Genomic DNA, 24,869 nt, shown 5'->3' on the forward strand with positions numbered 1-24,869 from the left:
TGCGTCTCCGATCAACGCGGCGGGCCAGGCGCCGCCGGGTCTGCGATTGTGCATGGGCGCAGCTCGGTGACGCCACCATCGGAAGGCAGCACGGCCGCCATCGGCCGGCACGCGCCGGTCTCGTCGCACCAGTAGTAGTCGGCAGTGTGCTCGGAGCGCGTGAGACGCAGCCGCGCATGGCGCGTGCGCGGATGCCACACCCACACGCCGTCCTGCAGAACGGCGCCGGGGGGCGGCTCCATGCCGGCGCCGTGACCACGCACGCGCACGGCCTCGAGTACCAGCACCTCGCCTTCGACGCGCCAGCTCTCCTCCCAGCGCACGCGCTCGATCGAATGCGTCCACCCCAGCGTGAAGGCGTTTGCCGCCAGCGCCGCGGTGGCGACGCTGGTGGAGAGGCACACAGGCATGATCAGGCCGCCGTCACACGGTCAGCGCCTGCGCACTGCGCGAACGCCAGATGTGCCAGCCGAGCACCAGTGCTGCCATCCCGAAGCCGATCTCGTCGGTAACCGGCAGCGCCACCACCAGCGTCGCCGCCGCGACGAAGCACAGCACGCGTTCGATCACATTCATCGGCGAGCGGAAGTGTCCCACGACGGCCATGCCCCACAAGGTGACCGCCAGCAGCGCCTTGAACACGACGTAAAGCGTCGCGTCCAGCCCCTTGTCGCCCTGCAGCATCAACTCCGGCGCGTAGACCGCCATGTAGGGCACGACGAAGCCGGCAATGGCGATCTGCACTGCGCGCACGCCGATCTTCAGCCCGGTCTCCTTGGCGATCGGTGCCGCGGCGAAGGCGGCCAGGGCCACCGGCGGCGTCAGGTCGGCCATGATGCCGAAGTAGAAGACGAACATGTGCGACACCACCAGCGGCACGCCGAGGTCGAGCAGCGCCGGCGCGGCGATGGAACTGGTGATGATGTAGTTCGGGATCGTCGGGATGCCCATGCCCAGCACCAGGCAGGTCAGCATCGTCAGCACCAGCGACAGGAACAGACTGTCCTGGCCGATCTGGATGATGTAGCCGGCGAAGGTGGTGGCACCGCCCGTGAGCGTCAGCGAACCGATGATCACGCCCACCAGCGCGCAGGCCACGCCTACCGGCAGCGCATGCAGCGCGCCTTCGACCAGCGCGGTGACCGCCACCCGCAGCGTTGCGCGGCCGTCCTTGCGCAGGGCCAGCAGCACGGCCAGCACCGCGATCACCGCCACCACCGAGATGATGCCGACCTTGGCGAAGGCCGAGCAGGCCAGCCCGAGCGCGATCCAGAAGATCAGCCGCAGCGAGGTGCCGTTGAGGTGCCTGGAAAACGAGGCGCCGAAGATCAGCACCACGGTCAGCGCCAGGCCGAACATGCCGGCGAACATCGGCGTGAAGCCGGCGAACAGCAGGTAGACCAGTCCGGCCAGCGGCAGCAGCAAGTACCAGCGTTCCTTCACCGCCGCCCAGGGGTCGGGGCAGTCCTCCTTCGGCAGGCCCTTCAGCCCGGCCCGGCCCGCTTCCAGGTGCACCATCCAGAACACGGTGAAGAAGTAGAGCATGGCCGGGATCGCCGCCGCCTTGGCGATCTCGACATAGGGCACGTTGATGGTCTCGGCCATGATGAAGGCCACCGCGCCCATCACCGGCGGCATGATCTGGCCGCCCATCGAGCTGGTCGCCTCCACCGCGCCGGCGAAGGCCGGCTTGTAGCCGAACTTCTTCATCAGCGGGATGGTGAACTGCCCGGTGGTGACCACGTTCGCCACGCCCGAGCCGTTGATCGTGCCCATCAGCCCGGACGACACCACCGACACCTTGGCCGGCCCGCCCTTGGTGTGGCCGACGGTGCCGAGCGCGAAGTTGGTGAACAGCGTGATCATGCCCGCCTGCTCGAGGAAGGCACCGAACAGGATGAACAGGAAGATGTAGCTGGACGACACGTAGGTCGGCGTGCCGTAGATGCCTTCGGTGCCGAAGGCGAGCTGACCGACGACCTGGTCGAGGCCGTAGCCACGGTGCGCGAGCGCGCCCGGCAGGTGCTCGCCGAACAGCGCGTAGCCCATGAAGACGAGGCAGATCAGCGGCAGCGCGGGGCCCATGATGCGACGCGCGGCCTCGAACACCAGCACGATGGTGACGATGCCCACCGCCATGTCGGCGTCGGTCAGCTCGCCGGCGCGGGCGACGAGGTCGGCCTCGTAGATCCAGTGGTAGGTGGCCAGCGCCAGCGCGCCAAAGCCGACCAGCTTGGTGACGATGCTGGTGCGCCCCTGCCCCCCGGTGACCGGGTAGAGCAGGAAGGTCAGCAGCAGCAGAAAGCCGACGTGCAGCGCACGCACGACGGTGCTCGACAGCGGGCTGAAGGCCGACATGACGAGCTGGAATACGGAGAACAGGATGGCGCTGTAGAACACGACGCGCAGCATCCCCTTGCCCGCCTCGACGGCGGGCGAATGGCTTGAAGTACTCATGGCGGTCCCGGGAAGACTTTCGGCGGGCGGACGCCTGCCGCAGCGCGGGGCCGAAGAGGGCCGGGCGCTGCGGCAGGACGGGTCGGAGGGCTTACTTGATCAGGCCCTTCTCGCGGTAGAACTTCTCGGCGCCCGGGTGCAGCGGGATCGGCAGGCCTTCGGCGGCCTTCTCGAGCTTGATCTGGCGCGCGGCCGAATGCGAGGTACCCAGACGCTCGAGGTTGTCGAAGATGCTCTTGGTCATCTGGTAGGCCACCTCGTCCGACACCTTCTCGTGCGTCACCAGCAGGTTGTTGATGGCCACGGTGTCCACATCGGCGGTCTGGCCTTCATAGGTATTGGCCGGCACCTTGGCCGCCTGGTAGGCCGGGTCGCCGACCTTGGCCACCACCTCGGCCGGAATCGGCACGAAGTTCACCTTCACCGCCGCCGACAGGTCGCGCAGCGCGGCCACACCCAAGCCGGCGGACTGCAGCGTGACATCGATCTGGCGGTTCTTCATCAGTTCGACCGACTCGCCGAAGGGCAGGTACTCCACCTTGGCGAAGTCGTTGTAGCTCAGGCCCGCGGCCCTCAGGATCGCGCGCGCATTGAGTTCGGTGCCCGAGCGCGGCGCCCCGACCGAGATGCGCTTGCCCTTGAGGTCGGCCAGCGACTTCACGTTGGCGTCGGCGAGCGCGACGATCTGGATGTAGTTGGGATACACCGAGGCGATGGCGCGCAGCTTGTCGAGCGGTTTGGCGAAACCCGCGTCCGCATTGCCCTTCCACGCGTCCGACACCGAGTCGCCGAGCGAGAAGCCGATCTCGCCGCGGCCGGCCTGCAGCAGGTTGAGGTTCTCGGCCGAGGCCTTGGTCGCCTGCACCTGCACCTTGCTGTCGGCGATGACCTCGCCGTAGATCTGCGACAGAGTCACGCCCAGCGGGTAATACACGCCGCTGGTGCCACCGGTCAGGACGTTGACGAAGGTGGCCGCCGAGGCGACCGAGGTGGCCGCGACGAAGGCGGTACCGATGACACATTTGCGGACCAGGGATTTCATCTGGGAGTCTCCTCTATAAGTATTGATTATTCGCCCATCAATGGACGAAAGATCTTTAGCAACCCCTGTGCCAGCAGTGCGGCAACGCGGCCGTCGGCGCCTTCCCCTTCCAGCACGGGGATTTGGCGCGCGGGATGGCGCAGTGCCGGTGCGCCCGTCGCGAAATCCCGGAATCGTCGCGGGCGGGCTGTCGGCGATTCCGCACACTGCAGTGCACAAGGGTCTCAGCCGCTTTGATGGCAGGTGCCACGACCCGGCCTGCACCTCTTTCCAGTGGCCGCAACGATCTGCTACAACCCCCCGATCGAACCTCCCTCACCTGCGGGTACGTCCGCAACTCATGCGGCTATCCGCGGCCATTCGGAACACACATGGAAAGCATCGACTGTGCAGTGATCGGCGCCGGCGTCGTCGGCCTCGCCTGCGCCCGCAGCCTCGCCGCCGCGGGCCGCGAAGTGGTGATCCTCGAGCGCGAGGCGGCGTTCGGCACCGGCATCAGCGCACGCAACAGCGAGGTGATCCACGCCGGGCTTTACTACCCGCCGGGCTCGCTGAAGGCGCGGCTGTGCGTCGAAGGCCGCCGGATGCTCTACGCCTGGTGCGCCGCGCGCGGCGTGCCGCATGCGCGCTGCGGCAAGCTGGTGGTGGCGGGCACGGCTTTGCAGATGGAGGCGCTGACGCAGATCGCGACCCGGGCGCGCGCCAACGGTGTGGATGACCTGCGCCAGCTCGCCCGCGACGAAGTCGCTGCGCTGGAACCGCAACTGGACGCCCATGCCGCCCTGCTGTCGCCCTCCACCGGCATCGTGGACAGCCACGCGCTGATGCTGTCGCTGCTGGGCGAGGCCGAGCGCCACGGCGCAATGCTCGCGCTCGGCAGCCCGGTCGTGGACGGTGAAAGCACGGCCGACGGCATCGTGCTGCGCATCAGCGGCGAGATGCCGACCGAGTTGAACGCGCGCCAGGTCATCAACGCCGCAGGGCTGGATGCACCGGCGCTCGGGCGCGCCATCCGCTCGCCGGCCGCCGCGCAGGCGCCGCAGGCACGCTTCGCCCGCGGCGTGTATTTCAGCTACACGGGCAAGGCGCCCTTCTCGCGCCTGATCTATCCAATCCCCGAGCCGGGCGGACTGGGCGTGCACCTGACGCTGGACCTGGGCGGCCAGGCCAAGTTCGGCCCCGACGTCGAATGGATCGACGCGCCCGACTACCACGTCGATCCGGCACGCGCGGAGCGCTTCTACACGGCGATCCGCCGCTGGTGGCCGGCGCTGGAGAACGGCCGCCTGCAGCCGGGCTATGCCGGCGTGCGGCCCAAGATCGTCGGCCCGGGGCAAGCCGATGCGGACTTCCGCATCGACGGTCCGGACAGGCACGGCGTGCCCGGCCTGATCCACCTCTACGGCATCGAATCCCCCGGACTCACCGCCGCGCTCGCCATCGGCGACCATGTGGCCGCGATGGCGCAGGGGTGAGCGTTCAGCGAATTCCGCCCATGCACAGGTACTTGATCTCGACGAAATCGTCGATGCCGTACTTCGAGCCCTCGCGGCCGATGCCGGACTCCTTGACGCCGCCGAAGGGCGCGACCTCGGTCGAGATGATGCCTTCGTTGATGCCGACGATGCCGTATTCCAGGCCCTCTGCCACGCGCCACACGCGAGCGATGTCGCGCGCGTAGAAATAGGCGGCCAGCCCGAATTCGGTGTCGTTGGCCATGCGGATCGCCTCTTCCTCGGTGTGGAAGCGGAACAGCGGCGCCACCGGGCCGAAGATTTCCTCGCGCGCCACGCGCATCGCCGGCGTCACGCCGGTGACGATGGTGGGCTCGAAGAAGGTGCCGCCCAGCGCATGGCGCTTGCCGCCGCAGACAATCTTCGCGCCCTTCTCCACCGCGTCGCCCAACAGCTCCTCGACCTTGGCAATGGCCTCGGCGTTGATCAGCGGGCCCTGCTGCACGTCGCCCGACAGGCCGGGACCGACCTTGAGCTTCGCCACCGCCTCGGCCAGCCTGGCGGCGAAGGCGTCGTAGATGCCGTCCTGCACCAGCAGGCGGTTGGCGCACACGCAGGTCTGGCCCGCGTTGCGGTACTTGGAGGCCATCGCCCCGGCCACCGCGGCGTCGAGGTCGGCGTCGTCGAAGACGATGAAGGGCGCATTGCCGCCCAGCTCGAGCGCGACCTTCTTCACCGTGTCGGCCGACTGGCGCATCAGCAGCTTGCCGACCTCGGTCGAGCCGGTGAAGGAAACCTTGCGCACGATCGGGTTGGAGGTCAGCTCGCCGCCGACCTCGGCCGCCTTCATCGTCGTGACGATGTTGAGCACGGCCTTGGGCAGGCCGGCGCGTTCGGCCAGTTCGGCCAGCGCCAGCGCGCACAGGGGCGTGTCCTCGGCCGGCTTGATCACCATCGTGCAGCCGGCGGCCAGCGCCGGGCCTGCCTTGCGCGTGATCATCGCGATCGGAAAGTTCCACGGCGTGATCGCGGCGACCACCCCGATCGGCTCCTTCAGCACGAGGATGCGTTTGTCGGCGCCGTGGGCGGGGATCACGTCCCCATAGACGCGCTTGCCCTCCTCCGCGAACCATTCGATGAAGGAAGCGCCATAGGCGACTTCGCCGCGCGCCTCGGCCAGCGGCTTGCCCTGCTCCGAGGTCATCAGCACCGCCAGGTCCTCCTGGTGGGCCATGATCAGCTCGAACCACTTGCGCAGGACCGCCGCACGCTCCTTCGCGGTACGCGCGCGCCACGCCGGCAGCGCCGCCGCCGCGGCGTCGATCGCACGCCGGGTTTCGGCCGCGCCCATGTCGGGCACGCTGGCCAGCACACTGCCGTCGGCCGGGTTCCTGACCTCGAAGCGACTGCCGTCCGCCGCGTCGGCCCAGGCGCCGTCGATGTAGGCCTGCTGGCGCAGCAGGCGCGAATCCCCAAGTTGCATGCTCGATCCTCGAAAAAGTGTCAGACGATACCCCCCGCGCGCAGCGCGGCGATGCGCGCCGCATCCAGGCCCAGCGTGGCGGCGAGCACCCCATCGGTGTGCTCGCCCAGCATCGGGGGCGGCAACCGGTAGTCCACCGGCGTGGCCGAGAGTTTCATCGGATTGGCGACCAGGGGCAAGCTGCCCGCCACCGGATGCGGCATCGTCACCTTCAGCCCGCGGGCCTGCACCTGCGGGTCGGCGAACACGTCGGCCAGCGTGTTGATCGGGCCACAGGGCACGGCCAGCGCCTCGAGCGCGGCGACCCAGTCGGCGGTGCTGCGCTCGATGGTGAGGCGCTTGAGCATCGGAATCAGCTCGCCGCGGTTCGCCACGCGCGCGCGGTTGGTGGCGAAGCGCGGGTCGGCCGCGATGCCGGGCTGGCCGGCTTCCTCGCAGAAACGCGCGAACTGCCCGTCGTTGCCGATGGCGAGGATCATGTAGCCGTCGGCGGTCGGAAAGTCCTGGTAGGGCACGATGTTGGGATGGGCGTTGCCCAGCCGCCTGGGGTTCTGGCCGGTGGCGAGGTAGTTCATCGCCTGGTTGGCGAGGCAGGCGACCTGCACGTCGAGCAGCGCGAGGTCGATGTACTGCCCTTCGCCGCTCTTCTCGCGCCAGGCCAGCGCGGCCAGCACGGCGTTGGTCGCATACAGGCCGGTGAGGATGTCGGTGAGCGCCACGCCGACCTTCATCGGCCCGCCGCCGTCCTCGTCGTCGGGGCGGCCGGTCAGGCTCATCAGTCCGCCCAGGCCCTGGATCAGGAAGTCGTAGCCGGCACGCGGTGCGTACGGCCCGTCCTGGCCGAAGCCGGTGATCGAGCAGTACACCAGGCGCGGGTTGACCGCCTTCAGGCTGTCGTAGTCGAGGCCGTACTGCGCGAGGCCGCCCACCTTGAAGTTCTCCAGCACCACGTCGGACTGCGCGGCAAGGTCGCGCACCAGCTGCTGGCCCTCGGGCCGCGTGATGTCGATCGTGATCGAGCGCTTGTTGCGGTTGGCGCACAGGTAGTACGCGGCCACGTTGGTCTCGGCGCCCTGCTCGTCCTTCAGCCAGGGCGGCCCCCAGCCGCGGGTGTCGTCGCCGGCGCTGGGGCGCTCGACCTTGATGACGTCGGCACCGAGATCGGCCAGCATCTGCCCGGCCCACGGGCCGGCCAGGATGCGCGAGAGATCGAGCACGCGGATGTGCGACAGGGCACCGGCCATGGCGGTCTCCGGGAGCTCAGTTGCTGAAGGCGGCGATGCCGGTGATGGCGCGGCCGAGGATCAGCGCATGCACGTCGTGCGTGCCCTCGTAGGTATTCACCACCTCGAGGTTCACCAGGTGGCGGGCGACGCAGTATTCGTCCGAGATGCCATTGCCGCCCAGCATGTCGCGCGCGGTGCGGGCGATGTCGAGCGCCTTGCCGCAGGAGTTGCGCTTGATGATCGAGGTGATTTCCACTGGCGCGTTGCCCTCGTCCTTCATGCGGCCCACGCGCAGCACCGACTGCAGACCGAGGGTGATCTCGGTGAGCATGTCGGCGAGCTTCTTCTGCACGAGTTGGTTGGCGGCGAGCGGGCGGCCGAACTGCTGGCGGTCCAGCGTGTACTGGCGCGCGGTCTCGTAGCAGGCCTCGGCCGCGCCGAGCGCACCCCAGGCGATGCCGTAACGCGCCGAGTTGAGGCAGGTGAAGGGTCCCTTGAGGCCGCGCACGGTCGGGAAGGCGTTCTCTTCCGGGCAGAACACCTCATCCATCACGATCTCGCCGGTGATCGACGCACGGAGGCCGACCTTGCCGTGGATCGCCGGCGCGGAAAGGCCCTTCCAGCCCTTCTCGAGGATGAAGCCGCGGATCTGGCCTTCATCGTCCTTGGCCCACACCACGAACACGTCGGCGATCGGGCTGTTGGTGATCCACATCTTGCTGCCCGACAGGCTATAGCCGCCATCGACCTTGCGCGCGCGGGTCACCATGCTGCCGGGGTCGGAACCGTGGTTGGGCTCGGTGAGGCCGAAGCAGCCCACCCATTCGCCGGTCGCGAGCCGGGGCAGGTACTTCCTCTTCTGCGCCTCGGTGCCGAATTCGTTGATCGGCACCATCACCAGCGAGCTCTGCACGCTCATCATCGAGCGGTAGCCGGAGTCGACGCGCTCGACCTCGCGCGCAATGAGGCCGTAGCACACGTAGTTCAGGCCCGCGCCGCCGTACTCCTCGGGAATGGTGGCGCCGAGCAGGCCGAGTGCGCCCATCTCGTTGAGGATCTCGCGGTCGGTCCGTTCATGGCGGAAGGCCTGCTGCACGCGCGGCAACAGCTTGTCCTGGCAGTACGCGCGCGCGGTGTCGCGCACCATGCGCTCGGTCTCGGTCAGCTGCTGGTCCAGCAGCAGCGGATCGTCCCAGTTGAAGCTCGCCTTGTTCGATGCCATGCCCGTTCTCCTCTTCGTGTTAGTTCGACAGGCGACCGCCTGTGCATGAAGCGCATGTTATGAACGCACCCAAGGCATTTCAAACGCTATTTTTGAAGTAACCTGTGCGCTTTTCTCACTCCGAGATCATGCGCAAGAAGATCCCCAGCACGGCCGCGCTGCTCGCCTTCGAGGCCGCGGCGCGGCACCAGAGCTTCACCCGCGCGGCGGACGAGCTCGCGCTGACGCAGAGCGCGATCTGCCGCCAGATCGCGGGGCTGGAGGACTTCCTGGGCGTAGCGCTGTTCCGCCGCACGCGGCGCGGCGTGCAATTGACCGAGGCCGGCGAGAGCTACGGGCGGCAGATCGCACCGCGGCTCGATGCGCTCGAGCGCGACACGCTGTCGATGATGGCCCACCATGGTGCGGGCGGTGCGCTGGAACTGGCGGTGGTACCGACCTTCGCCACGCGCTGGCTGCTGCCGCGGCTGGGCGGATTCCAGGCACAGAACCCGGAGATCGTGGTCAACATGAGCACGCAGACGCGGCCCTTCCTGTTCGACCAGACGGAGTTCGACGCCGCGATCTACTTCGGTGACGCCGGCTGGCCCGGCACGGAGGCGCACTTCCTGATGCACGAATTCGCGGTGCCGGTGTGCAGCCCGACGCTGCCCGGTGCGCGCGAGGGGATGGCGCCGGCCGAGATCGCCCTGCTGCCGCTGCTGCAGCAGTCCACCCGCCCCTACGCATGGCGGCAGTGGTTCGAGGCCGCGGGGGTGGAAGCCGCGCGCGACATGGCGGGGATGCGGCTGGAACTGTTCTCGATGCTGGCGCAGGCCGCGATAGAGCGCATGGGCGTGGCGCTGATCCCGCCCTTTCTGATCCAGCAGGAGCTCGCCGCCGGGCTGCTGATGACGCCGTGCCGACGCAGCTTTCCGAGCACGCGCGCGTATTACCTCATCGTGCCCGAGCGCAAGGCCGAGCGTCCTGCGCTGACCCGCTTTCGCGAATGGCTGGTGGCAACGGCGCATGTCGCCGCCGGCGCGGCTGCGCCGTCAGCGACCGTCGATTGAGGCGCGCTTACTCGAACTGCGCGGCGCGCTTCACGCGGCGCTGGCGCACGCCTTCGGCCAGCGTGTCGAGCACCTGGAGGCTGTCTTCCCAGCCGATGCAGGCGTCGGTGATGCTCTTGCCGTACTCGAGCGCCTTGCCCGGCACCAGATCCTGGCGTCCTTCCTTGAGATGGGACTCGACCATCACGCCGATGATGCGGTCCTCGCCCGCTGCCATCTGCGCGGCGACGTCGTTCGCCACCTCGATCTGCAGGCGGTGCTGCTTGCGGCTGTTGGCGTGCGAGAAGTCGATCATGACCTTTCCCTGCACGCCGCTGGCGGCCAGTTCCTTGCACGCGGCGTCGACACTGGCGGCATCGTAGTTGGGCGCCTTGCCGCCGCGCAGGATGACGTGGCAGTCCTCGTTGCCGCGGGTCGACACGATGGCCGAGTGGCCGGCCTTGGTGACCGACAGGAAATGGTGCGGCGACTGCGCGGCCTTGATCGCATCGACCGCGATGCGCACATTGCCGTCGGTGCCGTTCTTGAATCCGACCGGGCAGGACAGGCCGGAGGCGAGCTCGCGGTGCACCTGGCTTTCGGTGGTACGGGCGCCTATCGCGCCCCAGGAGATCAGGTCGCCGATGTACTGCGGCGTGATCATGTCGAGGAATTCGGTGCCGGCCGGCAGGCCGAGCTCGTTGATTTCCCAGAGCAGCTTGCGCGCCAGACGCACGCCGTCGTTGATGCGGTAGCTGTTGTCGAGGCCGGGGTCGTTGATAAGGCCCTTCCAGCCCACGGTGGTGCGCGGCTTCTCGAAGTAGACGCGCATCACGATGAGCAGGTCTTCCTTCAGGCGTTCGGCCTCGGCCTTGAGCTTGTTGGCGTACTCGATCGCCGCTTCGGGATCGTGGATCGAACAGGGGCCGATCACCACCAGCAGGCGATCGTCCGCGCCGTACAGGATGCGGTGGATCGACTGGCGCGCCTCGTACGCGACTTCGGCCGATTTCGGCGTGGCCGGGAACTCGCGCAGCACGTGGGACGGCGGCACGAGTTCCTTGATCTCCTGGATGCGGACGTCGTCGATGTGGATCTTGTTCGAAGCGGGCATGTCGAAACTCTGCGTCATGACTGGGATTAGCGCCCGATTCTAGCCGAAATCAGTGCTTTTCCGCCCCGCGGCGTCGCAATCGTGTCGATACGCTGAACCGATCGGCCGTTCCGGCGTCTGTTCGTAAGATTACGATTTTTCCTGCCGCCCACAGGCCCGCCATGCTCATCCGCCGCCCTGCCGACATCGCCCCCTCCGAAATTACTCCCCGCTCGCTGTTCGAGGACCGTCGCCGCTTCATCACGCGCGCCGGGCTCGGGCTTGCCGCGGGTGCCGCGCTGTGGCATGGCCTGGGAAGCGAGGCCCGCGCGGCGAGCAAGCTGTCGACGGTTGCCTCGCCGCTCAGCACCACCGAGCCGCAAACCGACCACAAGTCGGTCATCACCTACAACAATTTCTACGAGTTCGGCACCGACAAGGGCGACCCGGCGCAGAACGCGCACAGAATGGCGACCCGCCCGTGGGCGGTGAAGGTCGAAGGCCTGGTCGGCAAGCCGCGCACTTTCGACATCGACGAACTGCTCAAGCTCGCCCCGCTGGAAGAGCGCATCTACCGCATGCGCTGCGTCGAGGGCTGGTCGATGGTGATCCCGTGGGTCGGCTTTCCGCTCGCGGCGCTGCTGAAGGCAGTCGAGCCACTGGGCAGCGCGAAGTACGTCGAGTTCCTGACCCACTACGATCCCGAAATCATGCTGCGCCGCCCGGTGCTGGCCTGGCCCTATGGCGAAGGGCTGCGCCTGGACGAGGCCCTGCACCCGCTGACGATCCTGGCGGTCGGCCTCTACGGCGAGGTGCTGCCCAACCAGAACGGCGCACCGATCCGTCTCGTCGTGCCGTGGAAGTACGGCTTCAAGAGCGCGAAGTCGATCGTGACGATCCGCCTCACCGAGAAGCAGCCGCCCACCGCCTGGAACCGCGCCGCACCGCATGAATACGGCTTCTACTCGAACGTGAACCCCGAGGTGTCGCACCCGCGCTGGAGCCAGGCCACCGAGCGCCGCATCGGCGAGATCCGCAAGCGGCCGACGCTGATGTTCAACGGCTATGGCGAGCAGGTCGCGAGCCTGTACCAGGGCATGGACCTGCGCAAACAGTACTGATCGCTGCGGCCACCGCAGCGGCAGGCTTGCGATCTGCCGCCCGGCACGGACAATACAGCCTGCACTCACACAATAGAGCGTCTCCCGCAATGCCCACGTTCCTGCGCGCGCCCTCCGGCGCGCAGATCGCCCTGATCAAGGCGATCGTCTTCCTGCTCTGCCTGCTCCCAGCCCTGAGCCTCGCGCTCGGCTGGTACGACGACGCGCTCGGCGCCAACCCGATCGAGACCATCACCCGCGCCAGCGGAGAATGGACGCTGCGCTTCCTGCTCATCACGCTTGCCGTGACCCCACTGCGCCGCTACACCGGCCTGCACTGGCTGCTGCGCCTGCGCCGCATGCTGGGCCTCTTCGTCTTCGCCTACGCCGTCGGCCACCTGACGACCTATCTCTGGCTGGACCAGTTCTTCGACTGGCAGGCGATCGCCAACGACATCCTCGACCGCCCCTTCATCACGGTGGGGTTCGCTGCCTTCGTGCTGCTGATCCCGCTCGCGGTGACCTCGAACAGCTTCGCCATCCGCCGGCTCGGCGGGCGGCGCTGGCAATCGCTGCACCGCTCGGTGTATGGCATCGCCATCCTCGGCGTGGTGCATTTCTGGTGGCTGGTGAAGGCGGACCTGCTCGAACCGTTCATCTATGCGCTGATCCTGGCGGTGCTGCTCGGCCTGCGCGCCTGGTGGCGCGAACTCGAGCGCCGACGCCAGCTGTCGGTGCCGCCGCCGGCCAAGCATCTGGAGCGCCCGGTCATCCGTATCGTGCCGAAGTAATCCGGCGCGAACTCAGCGCACGCCCAGCCGCCACAACGAAGTCACTTCCGCCGAACGCGCCTTGTGGAGCGGATCGGTCTCGTCCGCCGCCTTGCCGTGGCGCGGTCGGATGTCGTCGCGGCCCAGCACTTTCAGCCCCGCGACCTCGATCCAGCCAAGCAGTTCGTCACGGCTGCGCAGGCCGAGATGCTCGGCCAGGTCGGACAGGATCAGCCAGCCCTCCCCGCCCTCCTCCAGGTGCGCGGCCAGCCCGCCCAGAAAGCCGCGCAGCATGCGGCTGTCCGGGTCGTAGACCGCCTGCTCCACCGCGGCGGTCGGCTTGGCCGGCACCCAGGGCGGATTGCACACCACCAGGGGCGCAAGGCCCGGCGGAAAGAGGTCGGCCTCGACCACCTCGACACGATCGTCCAGCCCCAGCCGCGCGAGGTTGTCGCGTGCGCAGCCCAGCGCCCGCGGCGACAGGTCGGTCGCAACCACCCGCTGCACGCCCCGGCGCGCGAGCAGCGCGGCGATGACGCCGGTGCCGGCACCGATGTCGAAGGCCAGCGCCTTTGACGGCAGCGGCGCACGCGCGATGAGGTCGAGGTATTCGCCGCGGATCGGCGAAAACACGCCGTACCAGGGATGGATGCGGTCGCCCAGCGCCGGCACCATCACACCCTTGCGCCGCCACTCGTGTGCGCCGATCAGGCCCAGCAGCTCGCGCAGCGCAAGCACGAAGGGCGCCTTCAGCAGCACGGCGTGCTCGTCACCGAAGGCCTCGGCCAGCGCCTCGCGCACCTCGGGCGCGCGCCGCAGCGCGATGTGTCCGCCCTCCTCGACCGGGATCAGCAGCATGCCCAGCGTGCGGGCGCGCTGCGCCTGCGCCATGCGGTGCAGATGGAAACTATCGGCGAGCGGGCGCGCCTTGTCAGCGGCCTTGCCGGCAGCCTTCTTAGGCCGCCGATCGGCGCGCCGCGCCATCGCCTGCAGCAGCTGACGGGCGTTGTGATAGTCGCCGCGCCACAGCAGTGCCGTGCCTTCGCAGGCCAGACGCCATGCCGTGTCGGCCGTCATCGTGTCGTCGGCAACGACCACCCGCCGCGGGGGCAGTTGGCCGTTCTCGGAACGCCAGGCGGCGATATGCGGGGTGTCGTCCTCGCTCCAGTGCAACTGCGGTTGTTCGCTCACGCCGGTCAGGCCTGCTTCGGCCGGATCGCGTGCTTGGGGCGGAAGGCCTTGATCACAGCGTCGTCCGTTTCGATGTAAGGCCCGCCGATGAGGTCGATGCAGTACGGCACGGCGGCGAAGATGCCGACGTGGCGCACAGTGCCGTCGGCGTCGCGCACTCCCTCGAGCGTCTCGCGGATCGACTTGGGCTGGCCCGGCAGGTTGATGATCAGGCAGCGACCGCGGATGACCGCGACCTGGCGCGACAGGATGGCGGTGGGCACGAAGTTGAGGCTGATGCGGCGCATCTCCTCGCCGAAGCCCGGCATCTCCTTGTCGGCGATGGCGAGCGTGGCCTCGGGTGTGACGTCGCGCACCGCAGGGCCCGTGCCGCCAGTGGTCAGCACGAGGTTGCAGCCGGCGGTATCGACGAGGTCGACCAGCGTTCGCTCGATCAGCGGACGCTCGTCCGGGATCAGCCGGGTCTCGGCGCACCAGGGCGAGGTCAGCGCCTTGCCGAGCCAGTCCTTCAGCGCGGGAATGCCCTGGTCTTCATATGTGCCGTCGGAGGCCCGGTCGCTGATCGACACGAGGCCGATGCGGATGTGTTCGCTCATGGATTCAGTCTCGCTATCAAAGGTCGAACGGGAGGTACGCGGTCTCAGGCGCGCAGTTCACCGCTCTCGCCGTCGTCTTCGTGTTCGTCAACGCCTTCCCCCGCCTGCGCCTCGGCGGCGGCGTCCTGCGCCTCCTGCAGCTCGCGCAGCACGCGAAAGATCTCGCGGAAGGACTTCGGCGGCTTGCCCGCCTCACGCTCCTTGAGCGCATTGCGGCGCAGCGTGCGCAGATACTGCAGGTCGGCCTCGGGCCAGGTCTCGGCGATGGCACCGAGGGTCTTGTCGTCCTCCAGCAGCTGCTCGCGCAGGCGCTCGAGGCGGTGCATCTTCGCGACTTCGGCGGCCGAGTTGCCGCTGAAGATGTCGAGCTGGGCCTGGATCGGCGCGGGGTCGATCTTGCGCATCAGCTTGCCGATGTACTGCATCTGGCGGCGGCGGGCTTCCATCCTGAAGCCCTGCGCGGCGCGGACGGCCTCATACAGGGAATCGGGCAGCGGCACCTTCTTAAGGCGCTCGGGCGACAGCGCGACAAGCTGCTCGCCGAGGTCCTGCAGCGCATGCATTTCGCGCTTGAGGCTGCTCTTGCTGGGCGGTTCGATGAAGTCGTCTTCCTCATCGTGGCCGTGATGGCCGTGGTGGCGCGAATCTGAACGCATTGCGGGTGGGCTTGAGGCTTGAACGGGTTAAGATTATAGCCTTTGCCCGACACTCGCCCGCTCATGTCCGATCAAGGCTTCTCCTTCTCCCAGGCGCACCTGCGCGAAATTGCCACCGACATCCTCAAGTACGCGAGGAAACACGGCGCCTCGGCCTGCGAGACCGACGTCTCGGAGGGCTTCGGCCAGTCGGTCGGCGTACGCAAGGGCGAGGTCGAGACGATCGAGTACAACCGCGACAAGGGTGTCGGCGTCACCGTGTATGTCGGCCAGCAGCGCGGCTACGCGAGCACTTCGGACTTCTCGAAGAAGGCGCTGAAGGCCACGGTCGAGGCCGCGCTGTCCATCGCCCGCTTCACGGCGCCCGACCCCTGCGCCGGCCTCGCCGACGCGGCGCTGATGGCACGCGAGAAGGACCTGCCGGATCTCGACCTGTTCCACCCGTGGGCCATCGACGTGAACGAGGCCATCGGGCTGGCACGCCGTTGCGAGGATGCCGCTTTCGCGGTGGACGCGAAGATCACCAACTCCGAAGGTGCCAACACCTCGATCCAGCAGTCGCATTTCGTCTCGGCCAACAGCCAGGGTTTCATCGGCGGCTATGCTACGACCCGCCACGGCCTGTCGTGCTCGGTGATCGCCGGCGAAGGCGACGGCATGCAGCGCGAGTACTGGTATGACTCGCGGCGCGATCCGGCGGACCTGGCGAGCCCGGAGGAGATCGGCCGCCTCGCGGGAGAACGGGCACTGGCCCGCCTCGGGGCGAAGAAGATCCGCACCTGCGAAGTGCCGGTCATCTTCGAGGCGCCGCTGGCGGTGGCCCTCATCGGCAACTTCGTGCAGGCCGTCAGCGGCGGCGCGCTCTACCGCAAGTCGAGTTTCCTGCTCGACAGCCTCGGCCAGCAGGTGTTCTCGCCGGTGGTGAGCATCGCCGAGCGGCCGCACCTGAAGAAGGCCTTCGGCTCCTCCCCCTTCGACAGCGACGGGGTCGCCACCCGCGACCGCGAGGTGGTCACCGACGGCGTGCTCAACGGCTACTTCCTGTCGACCTACTCGGCGCGCAAGCTCGGCATGCAGACCACCGGCAATGCGGGCGGCTCGCATAACCTGATCGTGAAGCCAGGCGACAAGGACCTGGCCGGCCTCATAAGGCAAATGGACCGCGGGCTGCTCGTGACCGAACTACTGGGCCACGGCGTGAACTACGTCACGGGCGATTATTCGCGCGGTGCCGCAGGCTTCTGGGTCGAGAAGGGCAAAATCAAGTACGCGGTGGAAGAAATCACCATCGCCGGCAACCTGCGCGACATGTTCCGCAGCATCGTCGCCATCGGCAACGACGCGCTGCCGCGCGGGGCGAAGCATTGCGGCTCGATCTTGATCGAGCGCATGAAGGTGGCCGGCCGCTGAAAGGCGGCAGGTCGCAATAACAGCTTCGGCACAGGTATCGTGCCGGGCTAATATAACGTTTCGTTAATCCACATCTTGAAGGAGTTCGCGTGGAACGTCGTTCATTCCTGAAGAAGGCTGGCGCAGGCCTGGCCGCTGGTGCGTCTGCTGCCGTCGCCTCCACCGCCGTCTCGGCCGCTCCGGCCGTGCAGACCGGCCTGCCCGAGATCAAGTGGCGCATGACCTCGAGCTTCCCCAAGAGCATCGACACGCTCTACGGCAGCTCGGAACTGCTGGCAAACCGCCTGCGCGAGATCACCAACGGCAAGTTCGACATCCGCGTGTTCCCGGCCGGCGAAATCGTGCCGGGCCTGCAGGCGCTCGACGCCGTGCAGCAAGGCACGGTCGAGATGTGCCACTCCTGCTCGTACTACTACGTCGGCAAGGACAAGACCTTTGCCTTCGGTACCGCCGTGCCGTTCGGCATGAACGCACGCCAGATGGACGCCTGGGTCATCGGCGGCGGCGGCCAGCAACTGCTGGACGAGTTCTACAGCAACTACAACGTCTATTCCTTCCTTGGCGGCAACACCGGCGTCCAGATGGGTGGCTGGTATCGCAAGCAGATCAACACGCTCGAGGACATCAAGGGCCTGAAGATCCGCATCGCCGGCCTCGGCGGCGAGATCCTGTCGCGCATGGGCGCGATCCCGCAGCAGATCGCCGGTGCCGACATCTACCCTTCGCTGGAAAAGGGCACGATCGACGCCGCCGAGTGGGTGGCGCCTTACGACGACGAGAAGCTGGGCTTCTACAAGGTGGCCCCGCACTACTACTCGCCGGGTTGGTGGGAGCCGGGTCCGGTCGTCCACTTCTTCGTGAACAAGGCCGAGTGGGACAAGCTGCCGAAGGAATACCAGGCCGCTTTCCGCGCCGCGTCGCGTGAAGCTCACCTGCAGATGACCGCGATGTACGACCACAAGAACCCGCAGGCGCTGGCCCGCCTGCTGTCGCAGGGCGTGAAGCTGCAGAACTTCTCGCAGGAGATCATGAAGAAGGCGTACGACGTCTCGCGCGAACTCTACGCCGAGGAAGCCGCCAAGAACCCGGCCTGGGCCAAGATCTACGGCGAGTTCGAGAAGTACCGCAAGTCGCAGAACGCCTGGTTCAGCGTCGCGGAAGCGGGCTTCGACCGCTTCATGCAGTCGGTGCGCTGATCACGCTTCGCGCCGGCAGAACAAACAAAAAACCCGCGCAATGCGCGGGTTTTTTGTTGGCGCCCAGAGGAGCCGAGGACCGGGCGCATCGCGCCCGATCAAGCCGGCAAAGCCCTCAGTTGCCCTGCAGTTGCCGCAGCAGGTCGCTGGCGTCCTGGTCGGCCGCCCCACCCCCGCCCGGCAACAACTGGTCCAACCTCAGCTCTTCCTGCGGTACCGCCTTGGCACCCTTGTCGCCGTAGGAGACGATGCCCGGGAAGGCGATGATCAAGCCTACCGCTACCAGCTGAATGATCAGGAAGGGCACGGCACCCCAGTAGATCGATGCCGTCTTCACCTTCTCCGATGCGACCGAGCGCAGGAAGAACAGCGCAAAGCCGAATGGCGGGTGCAGGAAGGAAGTCTGCATGTTCACCGCCAGCAGCACGCCGAACCAGATGAGGTCGATGCCCAGCTTGTCGGCCACCGGCGCCAGCAGCGGCACGATTATGAAGGCGAGTTCGAAGTAGTCGAGGAAGAAGGCGAGGAAGAACACGAGGATGTTCACCGCGACCAAGAAACCGGTCTGTCCCCCTGGCAGCGAGGTCATCAGGTGCTCGACCCACAGGTCGCCATCCACGCCGCGGAAGGTCAGGCCGAACACGCTCGAGCCGATGAGGATGAAGACCACGAAGCAGGACAGCTTGGTCGTGGAATCCATCGCCTGCTTGAGCAGCGGCAGTGACAGGCGCCGGCGCGACAAGGCCATCAGCAGCGCACCCGCCGCCCCCATGGCGCCGCCCTCGGTCGGCGTCGCGACGCCGATGAAGATCGTTCCGAGCACCAGGAAGATCAACCCGAGCGGCGGGATCAGCACGAAGGTGACGCGCTCGGCCATGCGCGACAGCAGGCCGAGGCCGAGCACGCGGTTGGCCATGGCGACGACGAAGGCGATGCCGATGCCCACCATCGAAGACACGACGATGACCTCGTCGCGCGGCGCGTTCGCGGCATAGAACTGGTTCGCGAACAACCATGCACCCGCCACAGACAGCGCGAACAGGACGCCCAGCGAACGCAGGCCGCTCGAGCCGTCATCCTGGCGCAGCGTGCGCGCCTCGGGCGGCATCGCCGGCGCCATCGACGGACGGAAGATGGCCACGGCCGCCACGTACAGAAAGTACATGCCCGTGAGCATCAGCCCCGGCAGCAGCGCGCCCTGGTACATGTCGCCGACGCTGCGCCCGAGCTGGTCGGCCATGACAATCAGCACCAGCGAGGGCGGCACGATCTGCGCCAGCGTGCCCGAGGCCGCAATGACGCCGCTCGCCAGGCGATGATCGTAGCCATAGCGCAGCATGATCGGCAGCGAGATCAGGCCCATTGAGATCACCGAAGCGGCAACGACGCCGGTCGTCGCCGCAAGCAGCGCACCGACGAAGATCACGGCGAAAGCCAGCCCGCCGCGCACCGGGCCGAACAGCTGCCCGATGGTGTCCAGGAGGTCCTCGGCCATGCCACTGCGCTCGAGCACCAGCCCCATGAAGGTGAAGAAAGGCACCGCCAGCAGCGTGTCGTTGGCCATGATGCCGAAAATGCGTTCGGGCAGGGCCTGGAACAGCGCGCCATGGAGCAAGCCGAGCTCGATACCGATCAGACCGAACAGGATGCCATTGGCGGCCAGCGCGAACGCCACCGGAAAGCCGAACAGCAGGAACACCACCAGCGACGCGAACATCAGCGGCGCCATGTTTGCGATCAGAAATTCCGTCATTTCGTCGCGCCCCCTGCCGAACCCTGGCTCTGCGCCTTGATTGCTGCAACGAGTTCATTGGTCGACGCACTCGCCGCGCCCCGCTTCAGCAAAGGATTCGGACCGTGTCCGGTGACGAAGGCGATGCGCTTGATCAGCTCCGACACGGCCTGCAGCACCAGCAGGGCCAGGCCGAGCGGCAACATCAGCTTCACTGGCCAGCGGATCAGGCCGCCGGGGTTCTGCGACATCTCGCCGGACTGTATCGACATCATGACGATCGGCCACGACAGCCAAAGGATCAGCGCGGCCATCGGCATCAGGAAGAAGAGGATGCCGAGGATGTCGATGATGTTCTGCGCCCGTGGCGACAGCCTGCTGGTCAGGATGTCGATGCGAACGTGCTCGTTGCGCAGGAAGGTGTAGCCCGCCGCCAGCATGAAGATGGCGGCAAACAGGTACCACTGGATCTCGAGCAGGGCATTCGAGCTTGTGTTAAACAGCTTGCGGACGAGCGCGTTGCCTGCACTGATCAGGACTGCGATCAGCACCAGCCACATCACGCTACGGCCGACCCGTTCGTTGATCCAGTCGATCAACCGGGAGATTCGTAGCAACAGGGACACGAGGAAACTCCAGAAGGGCGCCGTGAAAATATCCTCACTGCGCCGGCGCGCACCATCACGCGGACAGATTTCGAACTAAATATTATTTCACAGCAGGGCGGAATTCCGCTCGGCACATTTCACGATCCCGTTGAACATGACGAACATATCGAACACCGAACGGACGTGCCGTATCTGCCTCGTTCGCCATGGCGAGACCGCCTGGAACGCAGAGCGCCGCCTGCAGGGCCATATCGACATCCCGCTCAACGAGACCGGGCTGGCGCAGGCCGAGGCGACGGCGCTACGACTGCTGGGACAGGAACTGCGGTTCAATGCTCTCTACTCCAGCGACCTGCAGCGCGCCCGCCAGACCGCCGCGGCCATCGCCCGCCACCACCGGCTGGAGCTCAACCACGATGAACGCCTGCGCGAGCGCCACTACGGCTTCTTCCAGGGCCTGACTTACGACGAGGCCGAGCGACAGCATCCGGAGTTCTATCGCCGCTTCAAGTCACGGGAGATCGAATTCGCATTTCCCGACCGCGGCGAGAGCCTCGCGGAGTTCGCCGAACGGGTCCATGACGCGCTGCACGACATCGCCAACCGCCATGCCGGACACCATGTACTGGTCGTCACGCATGGCGGGGTACTGGACATCGTCCATCGCCTTGCCACCGACGAACCTCTCGACAGCCCGCGGAACTTCCCGATCCCGAATGCGGCATTGAACTGGATCGCGCATACCGATGGCGAGTGGCAACTGCTTGCCTGGGCTGACGAAAGCCACCTTGGGGACACGCTGGACGAACTGCCCAATGCATGAAGGCGGCATCGAAGCTGGCAATTAGGCCTGGTATTAGGGTTTTCCGTGGATTACGGCCGGCGATCGAGCCTACCTATAATCGCATGCAAGCTTTCGATCCTTCCCACCCCAAGTAACAAGGAGACAACGTGGAACGTCGTAAATTTCTGCAGGGCGCCGGCGTAGCCGGTATTCTGGCCGCCGGCACCGCGCCGGCCATCGTCCACGCCCAGCAGCAGATTCGCTGGCGCCTGGCATCGAGCTTCCCGAAGTCGCTCGACACCGTATTCGGTGCGAGCGAAGCCTTCGCCAAGCACGTTTCGGATGCCACCGGCGGCAAGTTCGTGATCTCGGTTCACCCGGCCGGTGAACTGGTTCCGGCCTTCGGCGTGGTCGACGCGGTCCAGCAGGGCACCATCGAGTGCGCCCACACCGCGCCCTACTACTTCTTCGGGAAGGACGAGACCTTCGCCTTCGACTGCACGATTCCCTTCGGCATGACGTCGCGCGCGATGACCGCGTGGATGTACGAAGGCAACGGCATGAAGCTGATGCGCGAGTTCTACGCTCAGTACAACATCGTCAACTTCCCCTGCGGCAACACCGGCGCGCAGATGGGCGGCTGGTATCGCAAGGAGATCAAGTCGGTCAAGGACGTCGAAGGTCTCAAGTTCCGCGTCGGCGGCTTCGGCGGCCGCGTGCTGGCCAAGCTCGGCGCTGTGCCGCAGAACATTCCCGCGGGCGAGATCTACCAGTCGCTGGAGAAGGGCACCATCGACGCCGCCGAATGGATCGGTCCTTACGACGACCTCAAGCTGGGCCTGCACAAGGTCGCCAAGAACTACTACTACCCGGCGTGGTGGGAAGGCAGCACGCAGTTCTCGGTGTACATCAACGACAAGCAGTGGAACAGCCTGTCGGCCGAGTACAAGGCCATCGTCGAGCAAGCCGCCGCAGCCGCACACGTGGGCTGCCAGGCCCGTTACGACGCCCGGAACCCGACCGCACTGAAGCAACTGGTCGCCGAAGGTGCCAAGCTGTCGCGCTTCCCGAAGGACTTCATGGATGCCGCGTTCAAGGCCTCCCGTGAAGTCTATGCCGAACTGAACGACAAGAACCCGAACTGGAAGAAGGTCTACCCCGACTACAGCCGCTTCCTGGCTGACCAGGTCCAGTGGGAGTCGGTTGCCGAAGGCAACTACGCCCAGTATCTGGCCGCCCAGAAGCTGTAATCCGCCCTGCCGCCGAGGACGCTCAGTCGTCCTCGGCGTTGTCGTTTCTGCACCACTCGTTTCTGCAACACCCGCATTTTTCCGCCGAGCGCGCCACCCGCCCAGCTCGGCATTTTTGTGCTCAAAAGGTTCCAGGCCACCCCAATGGACGCCCTTCTTCGCATTTCCGGTGTCATCGATGCCGTAAGCCGGTTCTTCGGCAAGTTCATCATCTGGCTAGTCTTGGCAGCGACGCTGATCAGCGCAGCCAACGCCATCGCCCGAAAGGCCTTCAACATCGGCTCGAACGCCTTCCTCGAGATCCAGTGGTACCTGTTCGGTGCCGTCTTCCTGCTCGGCGCCGGCTATGCGTTCCTGCAGAACGCGCACGTCCGCATCGATGTGATCGCGGGCAAGCTGTCGATGCGCACCCGCATGTACATCGATATCGCCGGCATCCTGATCTTCCTGCTGCCGATGTGCTGGTTCATGATCCAGTTCGCCTGGCCCGTCGTGCAGGGCGCCTACGAATCGGGCGAAGTCTCGTCCAACGCCGGCGGCCTGATCCGCTGGCCTGTCTACGCCCTGGTGCCGGTCGGCTTTGCGCTGCTCGGGCTGCAAGCCATCTCCGAACTCATCAAGCGCTTCGCTTTCCTGCAGGGCAAGGCGCCGAACCCGCTGCTGCACGGCGCGCACGGCGGGCACGACGAAGCCCACGCCCACAATGACGAGGCCAAGGGCGAGGTGCAGAAATGATCGAACTCTTCGCTGCCCACGTTCCCGAACTGATGTTCGGGTCGCTCATCCTGTTCCTGCTCACCGGCTTCCCTGTCGCCTTCTCGCTCGCCGCCTGCGGCCTGATGTTCGGCTTCCTCGGCATGGAGCTCGGCCTCCTGCCGCCGAGCCTGTTCCAGGCGCTGCCGCTGCGCGTCTTCGGCATCATCCAGAACGACACCCTGCTGGCGATTCCCTTCTTCACCCTGATGGGCCTGATCCTCGAACGCAGCGGCATGGCCGAGGACCTGCTCGATACGGTCGGTCAGGTGTTCGGCCCCATCCGTGGCGGACTTGCGCTGGCAGTGATCTTCGTCGGCGCGCTGCTCGCGGCGACCACCGGCGTCGTTGCCGCATCGGTGATCTCGATGGGCCTGATCTCGCTGCCGATCATGCTGCGCTATGGCTACAGCCCTGCGATCGCCAGCGGCGCAATCACGGCGTCGGGAACCTTGGCACAGATCATTCCGCCCTCACTGGTGCTGATCGTCATGGCCGACCAGCTCGGGCGCAGCGTCGGTGACCTGTACAAGGGCGCCTTCATCCCGGCCTTCGTGCTCGTCGGACTCTACGCCCTGTTCATCATCGGCCTCGCCATTTTCAAGCCGACGATGGTGCCCGCGCTGCCGCCCGAGGCACGCGCCTACCGACAGCCCGACGGAAGCTCCGGGATCCGCTCGCTGGTGGTGTTCGGCCTGCTTGTATCCGCCGTATCCATGGCATTCGGCCTAAGCTACGGCGACATCCTCAGTGCGATCAAGGGCGAGGACGTCACCCCCGCGCTGGACGAAACCATCGTCATCGCACTGACGGGCGGCACCCTGCTTGCGCTGGTGGGCGCGCTGATCAACAAGGCCCTCGGTCTCGGCCTGCTGTCGCGCATCACCGAGCGCGTGACCTTCGTGCTGATCCCGCCGCTGGCGCTGATCTTCCTGGTGCTCGGTACGATCTTCCTCGGCATCGCGACGCCGACCGAAGGCGGCGCGATGGGCGCGGTCGGCGGCATGATCATGGCGTGGGCGCGCGGCAAGCTCGACATGGGGCTGCTCAAGCACGCGCTGGAGTCGACGGCCCGCCTGTCCTGCTTCGTGCTGTTCATCCTGATCGGCTCGACCATCTTCAGCTTCACCTTCACCGCGGTCGATGGCCAGATCTGGGTCGAGCACCTGTTCGACAAGCTGCCGGGCGGCGAGATCGGCTTCCTCGTCTTCGTCAACACGGTCATCTTCATCCTCGGCTTCTTCATCGACTTCTTCGAGATCGCATTCATCTTGGTGCCGCTGCTGGCGCCGGTGGCCGACAAGATGGGGATCGACCTGGTGTGGTTCGGCGTGCTGCTGGCAATGAACCTGCAGACCTCGTTCCTTACGCCGCCGTTCGGCTTTGCGCTGTTCTACCTGCGCAGCGTGGCACCGGCCAAGGATTACCTTGACCGGATCACGAACAAGCGCATCGCCGGCGTGAAGACGATGGACATCTATCGCGGCGCCATCCCCTTCGTGATCATCCAGATCGCAATGGTCGCAGCACTGATCGCCTTCCCGGGCCTGGTCACCTTCGGCCTGGACAAGAAGATCGAAGTCGATCTCGACACCATCGAGATCAATGTCCAGAGCGGCAGCGAAGGCGGTGGTGGCTGGGGTCAGCAAAGCGACACCTGGGGCGGTGGCGGCGCAGCACCGGCCGACGACGGCGGTGCGGCCAGCGAACCCGCACCCGCCGACGGGCAAGCGCCCACCGACAGCGGCACTCAATCCGGCGAAGGGTTCGGCACCAACCAGCGCGGCTGGTAAGCCTCCTCCGCCCTTCTGCAGC

General features: G+C 66.7%; 22 protein-coding genes. 10 read left to right on the plus strand and 12 right to left on the minus strand.

Annotation, left to right across the window (positions count from 1 at the left end; genetic code table 11):
* Positions 1–11: 11 nt before the first annotated feature.
* The 3 genes from CGK74_RS10325 to CGK74_RS10335 form a co-directional block, all read right to left on the minus strand.
* Positions 12–410, minus strand: coding sequence for a DUF1850 domain-containing protein (locus CGK74_RS10325; protein WP_094268402.1), 399 nt, complete (start codon positions 408–410; stop codon positions 12–14).
* 13 nt (positions 411–423) lie between these two features.
* Complete coding sequence (locus tag CGK74_RS10330; protein WP_094268403.1) at positions 424–2,457, minus strand: TRAP transporter permease; 2,034 nt, start codon at positions 2,455–2,457, stop codon at positions 424–426.
* Between the two features lie 91 nt (positions 2,458–2,548).
* Positions 2,549–3,499 carry a TAXI family TRAP transporter solute-binding subunit gene (locus tag CGK74_RS10335; RefSeq protein ID WP_094268404.1) on the minus strand — a complete coding sequence of 317 codons (951 nt, stop codon included), beginning with the start codon at positions 3,497–3,499 and terminating at the stop codon, positions 2,549–2,551.
* A gap of 371 nt (positions 3,500–3,870) precedes the next feature.
* Between CGK74_RS10335 and CGK74_RS10340 the strand changes: the two genes are divergently transcribed.
* Positions 3,871–4,974: an NAD(P)/FAD-dependent oxidoreductase gene (locus tag CGK74_RS10340; protein WP_094268405.1), complete on the plus strand. Its 1,104-nt coding sequence runs from the start codon at positions 3,871–3,873 to the stop codon at positions 4,972–4,974.
* A 4-nt stretch (positions 4,975–4,978) separates the two neighbouring features.
* Here CGK74_RS10340 and gabD read toward each other — a convergent pair whose 3' ends face one another.
* The 3 genes from gabD to CGK74_RS10355 are packed head-to-tail and all read right to left on the minus strand — an operon-like array spanning position 4,979 to position 8,884.
* Complete coding sequence (gabD, locus tag CGK74_RS10345; RefSeq protein WP_094268406.1) at positions 4,979–6,436, minus strand: NADP-dependent succinate-semialdehyde dehydrogenase; 1,458 nt, start codon at positions 6,434–6,436, stop codon at positions 4,979–4,981.
* 20 nt (positions 6,437–6,456) lie between these two features.
* A complete protein-coding gene (locus CGK74_RS10350) occupies positions 6,457–7,680 on the minus strand; it encodes a CaiB/BaiF CoA transferase family protein (RefSeq protein WP_094268407.1) in 1,224 nt (407 codons plus the stop codon).
* A gap of 16 nt (positions 7,681–7,696) precedes the next feature.
* Entirely contained in the window at positions 7,697–8,884 is a 1,188-nt protein-coding gene (locus CGK74_RS10355; RefSeq protein WP_094268408.1) for an acyl-CoA dehydrogenase, read from the minus strand.
* Positions 8,885–9,012: 128 nt separating this feature from the next.
* On the opposite strand from CGK74_RS10355, the gene CGK74_RS10360 reads away from it, so the two are divergent.
* Positions 9,013–9,936: a LysR family transcriptional regulator gene (locus tag CGK74_RS10360; protein ID WP_094268409.1), complete on the plus strand. Its 924-nt coding sequence runs from the start codon at positions 9,013–9,015 to the stop codon at positions 9,934–9,936.
* Positions 9,937–9,943: 7 nt separating this feature from the next.
* Here CGK74_RS10360 and aroG read toward each other — a convergent pair whose 3' ends face one another.
* On the minus strand, positions 9,944–11,029 hold the full coding sequence (gene aroG, locus CGK74_RS10365) for a 3-deoxy-7-phosphoheptulonate synthase AroG (protein ID WP_094268458.1): 1,086 nt from the start codon (positions 11,027–11,029) through the stop codon (positions 9,944–9,946).
* Positions 11,030–11,190: 161 nt separating this feature from the next.
* Here aroG and msrP point away from each other — a divergent pair, with 161 nt between their 5' ends.
* A complete protein-coding gene (gene msrP / locus CGK74_RS10370; RefSeq protein WP_094268410.1) occupies positions 11,191–12,129 on the plus strand; it encodes a protein-methionine-sulfoxide reductase catalytic subunit MsrP in 939 nt (312 codons plus the stop codon).
* Positions 12,130–12,218: 89 nt separating this feature from the next.
* Positions 12,219–12,899 (plus strand): protein-methionine-sulfoxide reductase heme-binding subunit MsrQ, encoded by a 681-nt coding sequence (locus CGK74_RS10375; RefSeq protein WP_094268411.1) that lies wholly within the window; start codon positions 12,219–12,221, stop codon positions 12,897–12,899.
* A gap of 12 nt (positions 12,900–12,911) precedes the next feature.
* Here CGK74_RS10375 and CGK74_RS10380 read toward each other — a convergent pair whose 3' ends face one another.
* From CGK74_RS10380 to yjgA, 3 genes are read right to left on the minus strand one after another with little or no spacing between them, the layout of a single operon-like run.
* Positions 12,912–14,069, minus strand: a complete 1,158-nt coding sequence (locus CGK74_RS10380) for a methyltransferase (protein WP_094268412.1) — start codon at positions 14,067–14,069, stop codon at positions 12,912–12,914.
* Between the two features lie 5 nt (positions 14,070–14,074).
* Positions 14,075–14,665 carry a molybdopterin adenylyltransferase gene (gene mog, locus CGK74_RS10385; RefSeq protein ID WP_048705652.1) on the minus strand — a complete coding sequence of 197 codons (591 nt, stop codon included), beginning with the start codon at positions 14,663–14,665 and terminating at the stop codon, positions 14,075–14,077.
* Positions 14,666–14,709: 44 nt separating this feature from the next.
* Positions 14,710–15,321 (minus strand): ribosome biogenesis factor YjgA, encoded by a 612-nt coding sequence (gene yjgA, locus CGK74_RS10390; RefSeq protein WP_094268413.1) that lies wholly within the window; start codon positions 15,319–15,321, stop codon positions 14,710–14,712.
* Positions 15,322–15,384: 63 nt separating this feature from the next.
* Between yjgA and pmbA the strand changes: the two genes are divergently transcribed.
* Positions 15,385–16,731 carry a metalloprotease PmbA gene (pmbA, locus tag CGK74_RS10395; protein ID WP_094268414.1) on the plus strand — a complete coding sequence of 449 codons (1,347 nt, stop codon included), beginning with the start codon at positions 15,385–15,387 and terminating at the stop codon, positions 16,729–16,731.
* An 89-nt stretch (positions 16,732–16,820) separates the two neighbouring features.
* Complete coding sequence (locus tag CGK74_RS10400) at positions 16,821–17,927, plus strand: TRAP transporter substrate-binding protein (RefSeq protein WP_094268415.1); 1,107 nt, start codon at positions 16,821–16,823, stop codon at positions 17,925–17,927.
* 115 nt (positions 17,928–18,042) lie between these two features.
* Here CGK74_RS10400 and CGK74_RS10405 read toward each other — a convergent pair whose 3' ends face one another.
* Together CGK74_RS10405 and CGK74_RS10410 are read right to left on the minus strand one after the other, a co-directional pair.
* Positions 18,043–19,680: a TRAP transporter large permease gene (locus CGK74_RS10405; RefSeq protein WP_094268416.1), complete on the minus strand. Its 1,638-nt coding sequence runs from the start codon at positions 19,678–19,680 to the stop codon at positions 18,043–18,045.
* Entirely contained in the window at positions 19,677–20,285 is a 609-nt protein-coding gene (locus CGK74_RS10410; protein ID WP_165770070.1) for a TRAP transporter small permease subunit, read from the minus strand. The genes CGK74_RS10405 and CGK74_RS10410 overlap by 4 nt, the downstream gene beginning before the upstream one ends.
* A gap of 136 nt (positions 20,286–20,421) precedes the next feature.
* Here CGK74_RS10410 and CGK74_RS10415 point away from each other — a divergent pair, with 136 nt between their 5' ends.
* From CGK74_RS10415 to CGK74_RS10430, 4 genes are all read left to right on the plus strand, one after another.
* On the plus strand, positions 20,422–21,090 hold the full coding sequence (locus CGK74_RS10415) for a histidine phosphatase family protein (protein ID WP_094268418.1): 669 nt from the start codon (positions 20,422–20,424) through the stop codon (positions 21,088–21,090).
* 128 nt (positions 21,091–21,218) lie between these two features.
* Entirely contained in the window at positions 21,219–22,301 is a 1,083-nt protein-coding gene (locus CGK74_RS10420) for a TRAP transporter substrate-binding protein (protein WP_094268419.1), read from the plus strand.
* A gap of 144 nt (positions 22,302–22,445) precedes the next feature.
* The gene (locus tag CGK74_RS10425; RefSeq protein ID WP_048705671.1) at positions 22,446–23,036 is read left to right on the plus strand and encodes a TRAP transporter small permease subunit; all 591 of its coding nucleotides are present in this window, start codon (positions 22,446–22,448) and stop codon (positions 23,034–23,036) included.
* On the plus strand, positions 23,033–24,847 hold the full coding sequence (locus CGK74_RS10430; RefSeq protein WP_094268420.1) for a TRAP transporter large permease: 1,815 nt from the start codon (positions 23,033–23,035) through the stop codon (positions 24,845–24,847). The genes CGK74_RS10425 and CGK74_RS10430 overlap by 4 nt, the downstream gene beginning before the upstream one ends.
* Positions 24,848–24,869: the final 22 nt, after the last annotated feature.

It is taken from the genome of Thauera propionica, from assembly GCF_002245655.1.
Classification (GTDB): domain Bacteria; phylum Pseudomonadota; class Gammaproteobacteria; order Burkholderiales; family Rhodocyclaceae; genus Thauera; species Thauera propionica.

Coding starts and splice junctions, on each gene's coding strand:
- CGK74_RS10325 (WP_094268402.1), bottom strand. CDS start 410: ATGCCTGTGTGCCTCTCCACCAGCGTCGCCACCGCGGCGCTGGCGGCA.
- CGK74_RS10330 (WP_094268403.1), bottom strand. CDS start 2,457: ATGAGTACTTCAAGCCATTCGCCCGCCGTCGAGGCGGGCAAGGGGATG.
- CGK74_RS10335 (WP_094268404.1), bottom strand. CDS start 3,499: ATGAAATCCCTGGTCCGCAAATGTGTCATCGGTACCGCCTTCGTCGCG.
- CGK74_RS10340 (WP_094268405.1), top strand. CDS start 3,871: ATGGAAAGCATCGACTGTGCAGTGATCGGCGCCGGCGTCGTCGGCCTC.
- gabD (WP_094268406.1), bottom strand. CDS start 6,436: ATGCAACTTGGGGATTCGCGCCTGCTGCGCCAGCAGGCCTACATCGAC.
- CGK74_RS10350 (WP_094268407.1), bottom strand. CDS start 7,680: ATGGCCGGTGCCCTGTCGCACATCCGCGTGCTCGATCTCTCGCGCATC.
- CGK74_RS10355 (WP_094268408.1), bottom strand. CDS start 8,884: ATGGCATCGAACAAGGCGAGCTTCAACTGGGACGATCCGCTGCTGCTG.
- CGK74_RS10360 (WP_094268409.1), top strand. CDS start 9,013: ATGCGCAAGAAGATCCCCAGCACGGCCGCGCTGCTCGCCTTCGAGGCC.
- aroG (WP_094268458.1), bottom strand. CDS start 11,029: ATGCCCGCTTCGAACAAGATCCACATCGACGACGTCCGCATCCAGGAG.
- msrP (WP_094268410.1), top strand. CDS start 11,191: ATGCTCATCCGCCGCCCTGCCGACATCGCCCCCTCCGAAATTACTCCC.
- CGK74_RS10375 (WP_094268411.1), top strand. CDS start 12,219: ATGCCCACGTTCCTGCGCGCGCCCTCCGGCGCGCAGATCGCCCTGATC.
- mog (WP_048705652.1), bottom strand. CDS start 14,665: ATGAGCGAACACATCCGCATCGGCCTCGTGTCGATCAGCGACCGGGCC.
- yjgA (WP_094268413.1), bottom strand. CDS start 15,321: ATGCGTTCAGATTCGCGCCACCACGGCCATCACGGCCACGATGAGGAA.
- pmbA (WP_094268414.1), top strand. CDS start 15,385: ATGTCCGATCAAGGCTTCTCCTTCTCCCAGGCGCACCTGCGCGAAATT.
- CGK74_RS10405 (WP_094268416.1), bottom strand. CDS start 19,680: ATGACGGAATTTCTGATCGCAAACATGGCGCCGCTGATGTTCGCGTCG.
- CGK74_RS10415 (WP_094268418.1), top strand. CDS start 20,422: ATGACGAACATATCGAACACCGAACGGACGTGCCGTATCTGCCTCGTT.
- CGK74_RS10425 (WP_048705671.1), top strand. CDS start 22,446: ATGGACGCCCTTCTTCGCATTTCCGGTGTCATCGATGCCGTAAGCCGG.
- CGK74_RS10430 (WP_094268420.1), top strand. CDS start 23,033: ATGATCGAACTCTTCGCTGCCCACGTTCCCGAACTGATGTTCGGGTCG.